Genomic DNA, 6,182 nt, shown 5'->3' with positions numbered 1-6,182 from the left:
GCGCCTCCGCCTGCCCCGCCAGATGCACGGGGGTGGACGATAGCGCATTCCGGCGACAGTGTCAGTGGCTGATCATCCAGGGGCGCGCAGTCGGGAAGCTCTTGGAGCCTGTCGCCGTCTTCTTCATCAGCCGTGCGGGCTTCTTGCTGGAGCAGCAGCCGCAGCCGGGCCCGTGCTTCGCCTTGTATTCCGCCACCGTTTGCGGCGCATGCTTGCTGCGCTCGTTGGTGGCGTGCGCCTTGCGCTTGTCCGACGGCATGCAGAAGAAGGCCGGTGCGGTCAGCATGACGCGGGGCGCGGACGTCGCGCAGTGCGGGCAGTCCTGCGGATCATCGCATTCGGCCATGGGCCGCATATCGGTGAAAGGACCGCAGGCATCGCAGAGATATTCATAAACCGGCATGGCCGTCCTCATCGCAAAGGGGAAAAGGCAGCCGCGGAGCCAAATGGCATGGCCCCGCGGCCGAGTTGGCCGTGTTACTTGTCCGGCGACAGCGGCATCTGGATCGAACCGTCGATATGTTTGATCGGTCCGGCCCCGCTCGGCATGATGTCGAAGTCGAAGATCTGCGTCGGCAGGAACAGGGTGGCGCAGGCGTTCGGCACGTCGACCACGCCGCTGATGTGCCCCTGCACCGGCGCGGTGCCGAGGATCGAGTAGGCCTGGGCGCCGGAGTAGCCGAACTTCTTCAGATACTCGATGGCGTTCAAGCACGCTTGGCGATACGCGACGGTGACGTCGAGGTAGTGCTGCTGACCGGCTTCGTCGACCGAGATGCCCTCGAAGATCAGATAGTCCTTGTAGTTCGGTGTCACCGGCGACGGCTTGAAGATCGGATTCTTGATGCCGTATTTCGACACGCCGTCCTTGATGACGTCGACCTTGATGTGCAGCCAGCCGGCCATCTCGATGGCGCCGCAGAAGGTGATTTCGCCGTCGCCCTGGCTGAAGTGCAGATCGCCCATCGACAGCCCGCCGCCCGGCACATAGACCGGGAAGTAGATCTTCGAACCGCGCGACAGATCTTTGATGTCGCAGTTGCCGCCATGCTCACGCGGCGGCACGGTGCGGGCGCCTTCGGCCGCAGCCTTGGCCTTATCGTCGCCCTTCAGCTTGCCCATGTGGGCAGTCGGGCCGAACGGCGGATTGGCGAGGCCGGGCACGCGGGTCGGATTGGTGGCGATCAGTGCGGTTTCGCGATCGTTCCAGGTCGCCAGCAGCTTCGGGTCGGGTAGACAGCCGATCAGGCCGGGATGGATCAGGCCGGCGAAGTTCACGCCCGGGATGTGGCGCGACGAGGTGTACATGCCCTTGAAGTCCCAGATCGACTTCTGCGCCAGCGGGAAGTGATCGGTCAGGAAGCCGCCGCCGTTCTGCTTGGAGAAGAATCCATTGAAGCCCCACAGGCTCTCCTTCATCGGACCGACGTCGAGCAAATCGACCACCAGCAGGTCACCCGGCTCGGCGCCCTTGACGCCGATCGGGCCCGACAGGAAGTGCACGATCGACAGATCGATGTCGCGAACGTCGTCGGCCGAGTCGTTGTTCTTGATGAATCCGCCGGTCCAATCATAAGTCTCGACGATGAAGTCGTCGCCCGGATTGACCCAGGCCGCCATTGGGATGTCCGGATGCCAGCGGTTGTGGACCATCTCGTTGTCGTAAGCGGACTGCGTGAGATCGACCTTGATCAGTGTCTCTGGCATCGGATGCTCCCTTTTCGACCAGTGGACTTGGTTAGACTTACACAGACAGATATTTTGCGACCTGCGCCTCATCGACGCTGTCGCGCGCTTCGTCGCGGACGATCTCGCCGTTCTCGATCACCAGCACGCGGTCGGCGACGTCGAGCGCGAAGCTCAGCACCTGCTCGGAGACGATGATGGAGAGGCCCTTGGTGTCGCGGATCTGCTTCAGCGTCCGCGCCATGTCCTTGATGATCGACGGCTGAATGCCCTCGGTCGGCTCGTCGAGCAGCAACACCTTCGGCTTGGTGGCGAGCGCACGCGCGACCGCGAGCTGCTGCTGCTGACCGCCGGACAAATTGCCGCCGCGTCGGCTCTTCATTTCGAGCAGCACCGGAAACAGCTCGTAGAGATCGGCCGGCACATCCTTCTCGCCGGAGACGACGAGGCCGGTTTCGATATTCTCCTTCACCGTCATGGTCGAGAAGATCATGCGGCCCTGCGGCACGTAAGCCAGCCCCTTGGCGACGCGCTCGTAACTCTTGAGGCCGCCAAGCTCGGTGCCGTTCATCGCAATCGAACCCTGCCGCTGCGGGATGATCCCCATCAGCGACTTCATCAGCGTGGTCTTGCCCATGCCGTTGCGGCCCATGATGGCGACGATCTCATTCGGCGCCACGTTGATGTTGAGCCCGTGCAACACCTCGCTCTGGCCATAGGCGACATGCAGATCGTTGATAGCGAGCATCGGGATCTCCTTAGGGTGCCAGGTTGCCCAACAAGAATGCGTGCCCCGGACGAGGCGCAGCGCGCCGCACTTGCGGCGTGATGCGCCGCAGATCCGGGGCCCCGGTTAATTCGCCGCTGCTCGGCAACCGGGGTCCCGGGTCTGCGGAGCAGCACTGCGTGCTGCACCGCGCCCGGGACACGAGGCTGTATGTTGGATTCGCCTGCGCATTCATCGCTTAATGTCCCAGATACACTTCGATGACCTTGGGATCGTTCTTCACCGTCTCCATCGTACCTTCGGACAGGATCTGGCCCTGGTGCAGCACGGTGACCTTGTGGGCGATGTCTTCGACGAACTTCATGTCGTGCTCGATCACCAGCACCGAGCGGTCCTTGATGATGGTGTGCAGCAGCTCGGCGGTCTTGACGCGCTCGGAGACGCTCATGCCGGCGACCGGTTCGTCCAGCATCAGCAGGTCGGGGTCCTGGATCAGCAGCATGCCGATCTCGAGCCACTGCTTCTGGCCGTGGCTCAGCAGGTCCGCGCTCATGCCGAGCTTGTCCTTGAGAAAGATCGCCTCGGCGACTTCCTCGACACGCTCGCGCACCGCCGGGGTGCGCGGGAACGACAGCGCCCCGAACACCCAGCGGCCCTGCGGCTAGGAGATCTCCAGATTCTCGAACACCGTGAGGTCTTCGTAGATCGACGGCGTCTGGAACTTGCGGCCGACACCGGCCTGGACGATCTGGTTCTCCTTCATCTTGGTGAGATCCTTGCCGCGGAAGTGGATCGCACCGGAGGTGGCTTTAGTCTTGCCGCAGATCAGATCGAGCACCGTGGTCTTGCCGGCGCCGTTGGGGCCGATGATGACGCGGATCTCGTTCTCCTCGACGTAGAACGACAGGTCGTTGACAGCTTTGAAGCCGTCGAACGACACGGTGAGTCCCTCCACCGCGAGCAGGAAGTCGGGAGCTTGATGGCCGATCAGCATGGTTGCCTCCTCATTCCGCCGGGGCGCCGTCGGCGATTGGGCCGAGCGCGCCGTTGCTGTGACCCGAGCCGGACTTGCGCTTGCTGATCAGTCGGTCGATCAGCGGCTGAACGTAGTCCCGCCAGATGCCGGCGAGGCCATTCGGGAAGATCAGCACCACCGCGATGAACAGCGCGCCGAGACCGAACAGCCACAGCTGCGGGAAGGATTCCGACAGGCTGGTCTTGGCGAAGTTGACCAGCAGCGTTCCGTAGATCGCACCGAAGATCGATAGCCGGCCGCCGACCGCGGTGTAGATCACCATCTCGATCGACGGCACGATGCCGACGAAGGACGGCGACATGAACCCGACATTGAGGGTGAACATCGCGCCGCCGATCGCCGCGAACATCGCCGCCAGGCAGAACGCGAAGATCTTGAAGTTGGCGACGCTGTAGCCGGAAAACCGCACCCGGTCCTCCTTCTCGCGCATCGCCACCAGAATGCGGCCGAGCTTGGAGTGCCGCACGAACAGCGCCAGCAGGATACAGCCGAACAGGAAGGCGACCTCGACGAAGTACAGGATCACCTTGGCGTGGTCGGGACGGATGTCCCAGCCCTTCAGCGTGCGGAGGTCGGTGATGCCGTTGATGCCGCCGGTGTAGCCCTGCTGGCCGATGATCAGGATGGTGCAGATCGCCGCGATCGCCTGGGTGATGATCGCGAAGTAGACCCCGCCCACGCGTCGCTTGAACATCGCCGCGCCGACCAGATAGGCGAACAGCGTCGGCACGATCAGGATCGCCAGGACTGTCAGCGTCAGGCTGTGGAACGGCTGCCAGAACCACGGAATGTGGGTGATCTGGTTCCAGTCCATGAAGTCCGGGATGCCCGGCGTAGACTGGATCTTGGTGTTCTCAACGCTGGAGGCTTCCAGCTTGAGATACATCGCCATGCAGTAGCCGCCGAGGCCGAAGAACACCCCCTGCCCCAGGCTGAGACTGCCGCCGAAGCCCCAACACAGCACCAGGCCGAGCGCCACGAAAGCGTAGGTCAGATATTTCGCCACCAAATTGAGCCGGAACACATCCAGCGACAACGGCAGGATGACGACCAGCAGCAGAGCGAGGGCGGCGAGACCGATGATGTCCGAGCGGCTGAGAAAGCGCGGGCTTTCCATTGTCGTGTCTCCCCGTTTACTTGCGGACCTTGAGGGCGAACAGGCCTTGCGGGCGCATCATCAGGATCGCGACGATGGCGAGCAGCGTGAGCACCTTGGCCATCGAGCCGGACATGAAGAATTCCATGGTCGACTGCGCCTGCGAGATGCTGAAGGCCGATGCGATGGTGCCGAACAGGCTGGCGGCGCCGCCGAACACGACGACCAGGAAGGTGTCGACGATGTAGAGCTGACCCGAGGTCGGCCCGGTCGAGCCGATCATGGTGAAGGCGCTGCCAGCGATGCCGGCGATGCCGCAGCCGAGTCCGAAGGTGTAGCGGTCGACCTTCTCGGTGTTGATGCCGACGGCGCCGGCCATCACCCGGTTCTGCACCACGGCGCGGACCTGACGACCCCAGCGCGACTTGTACATCACATAGGCGACGGTCGCGGTGATCAGCACCGTCAGGCACATCACGAAGATGCCGTTGATCGGCACCTCGATGGTGTCGGTGACCTGCTTGGAGCCGAGCATCCATTGCGGCAGCTCGACGCCGACCTCACGCGCGCCGAAGATCGAGCGATAGGCCTGCTGCAGGATCAGCGACAGCCCCCACGTGGCGAGCAGCGTATCGAGCGGACGCTTGTAAAGGTGCCTGATCAATCCCCATTCGACCAGCATGCCGAGCGCGCCGGATGCAAAGAACGCGAGGATCATCGCGACGAAGAAGTAGCCGGGAAACAGCGCCGGCAGATAGGTCTGGAACGCGTTCGACGTCATCCAGGTGACGTAGGCGCCGAGGATCATGAACTCGCCGTGCGCCATGTTGATGACGCCCATCTGGCCGAAGATGATCGCCAGGCCCAGCGCCATCAGCACGTAGACCGAGAACAGGATCAGGCCGGCAAAGCCCTGCATCGCGAAGATCGCGCCGAGATCGCCAATCGAATAGTCGCCGAACATGGAGGCTGCCCCTGCTGAGTTGAAATGATCCGACGCAGTGATGTCGCCGGCGCCCGTGCCGCATTCCGGTCGTCATCGCCGGGCTTGACCCGGCGATCCATCATCTTGCGAAGAGCGATGGATGCGCGGGTCAAGCCCGCGCATGACGCGGAGTGCGGAAAGCCAGCGCCGGCGCGCTGCTTACTGGTAGCCCTTCGGGAACGGATCAGGCTCGACCAGGTCGGCGGTCTCGTAGACCAGTTCGTACTGGCCGTCGGCCTTGGCCTTGCCGACGCGGGTCTTGGACCAGAGGTGATGGTTCTCGTGGATCCGGACGTAGCCCTCCGGCGCGCCCTTGAACTCGACGCCGGGCGACGCCGCCGCGACCTTGTCGATGTCGAAGGAACCGGCCTTCTCGACGGTCAATTTCCACAGCCACGGGCCGAGATAGGCAGCCTGGGTGACGTCTCCGATCACCGTCTTTTCGCCCCACATCTTCTTGAAGTCGGCGACGAACTTCTTGTTGTTCGGATTGTCGAGAGACTGGAAGTATTTCATGCAGGCGTAGGCGCCCGCGATGTTCTCGCCGCCGATGCCGTCGATTTCGTCCTCGGTCACCGAGATCGTCAGCAGCGTCTGCTTCGACAGGTCGATGCCGGCCGCCTTGAGCTGCTTGTAGAACGCGACGTTCGAA

6 protein-coding genes and 1 pseudogene are annotated in these 6,182 nt (G+C 63.2%); all 7 read right to left on the bottom strand.

The window, feature by feature from the left end; translation table 11 throughout:
- Positions 1-61 precede the first annotated feature (61 nt).
- Positions 62-403 (bottom strand): FmdB family zinc ribbon protein, encoded by a 342-nt coding sequence (locus tag ACOJTD_RS22090; RefSeq protein WP_420135003.1) that lies wholly within the window; start codon positions 401-403, stop codon positions 62-64.
- 74 nt (positions 404-477) lie between these two features.
- Positions 478-1,707 carry a formamidase gene (fmdA, locus tag ACOJTD_RS22085; RefSeq protein ID WP_420135002.1) on the bottom strand — a complete coding sequence of 410 codons (1,230 nt, stop codon included), beginning with the start codon at positions 1,705-1,707 and terminating at the stop codon, positions 478-480.
- Positions 1,708-1,744: 37 nt separating this feature from the next.
- Positions 1,745-2,434 carry an urea ABC transporter ATP-binding subunit UrtE gene (gene urtE, locus ACOJTD_RS22080; protein ID WP_420135001.1) on the bottom strand — a complete coding sequence of 230 codons (690 nt, stop codon included), beginning with the start codon at positions 2,432-2,434 and terminating at the stop codon, positions 1,745-1,747.
- 217 nt (positions 2,435-2,651) lie between these two features.
- Positions 2,652-3,407: pseudogene (urtD, locus tag ACOJTD_RS22075) on the bottom strand (urea ABC transporter ATP-binding protein UrtD).
- Between the two features lie 10 nt (positions 3,408-3,417).
- The gene (urtC, locus tag ACOJTD_RS22070; RefSeq protein WP_420135000.1) at positions 3,418-4,566 is read right to left on the bottom strand and encodes an urea ABC transporter permease subunit UrtC; all 1,149 of its coding nucleotides are present in this window, start codon (positions 4,564-4,566) and stop codon (positions 3,418-3,420) included.
- A gap of 16 nt (positions 4,567-4,582) precedes the next feature.
- Positions 4,583-5,509, bottom strand: a complete 927-nt coding sequence (gene urtB, locus ACOJTD_RS22065) for an urea ABC transporter permease subunit UrtB (protein ID WP_420134999.1) — start codon at positions 5,507-5,509, stop codon at positions 4,583-4,585.
- A gap of 180 nt (positions 5,510-5,689) precedes the next feature.
- Positions 5,690-6,182 (bottom strand): transporter substrate-binding protein (locus tag ACOJTD_RS22060; RefSeq protein ID WP_420134998.1); only part of this gene is annotated, 493 nt, incomplete at its 5' end.

Origin of the sequence: Rhodopseudomonas sp. (assembly GCF_048594845.1) — a bacterium.
Classification (GTDB): Bacteria; Pseudomonadota; Alphaproteobacteria; order Rhizobiales; family Xanthobacteraceae; genus Rhodopseudomonas.
The sequence above is the reverse complement of the archived record's forward strand: the minus strand, read 5'-3'. Positions and strand labels throughout refer to the sequence as shown.

Coding starts and splice junctions, on each gene's coding strand:
- urtC (WP_420135000.1), bottom strand. CDS start 4,566: ATGGAAAGCCCGCGCTTTCTCAGCCGCTCGGACATCATCGGTCTCGCC.
- fmdA (WP_420135002.1), bottom strand. CDS start 1,707: ATGCCAGAGACACTGATCAAGGTCGATCTCACGCAGTCCGCTTACGAC.
- ACOJTD_RS22090 (WP_420135003.1), bottom strand. CDS start 403: ATGCCGGTTTATGAATATCTCTGCGATGCCTGCGGTCCTTTCACCGAT.
- urtE (WP_420135001.1), bottom strand. CDS start 2,434: ATGCTCGCTATCAACGATCTGCATGTCGCCTATGGCCAGAGCGAGGTG.
- urtB (WP_420134999.1), bottom strand. CDS start 5,509: ATGTTCGGCGACTATTCGATTGGCGATCTCGGCGCGATCTTCGCGATG.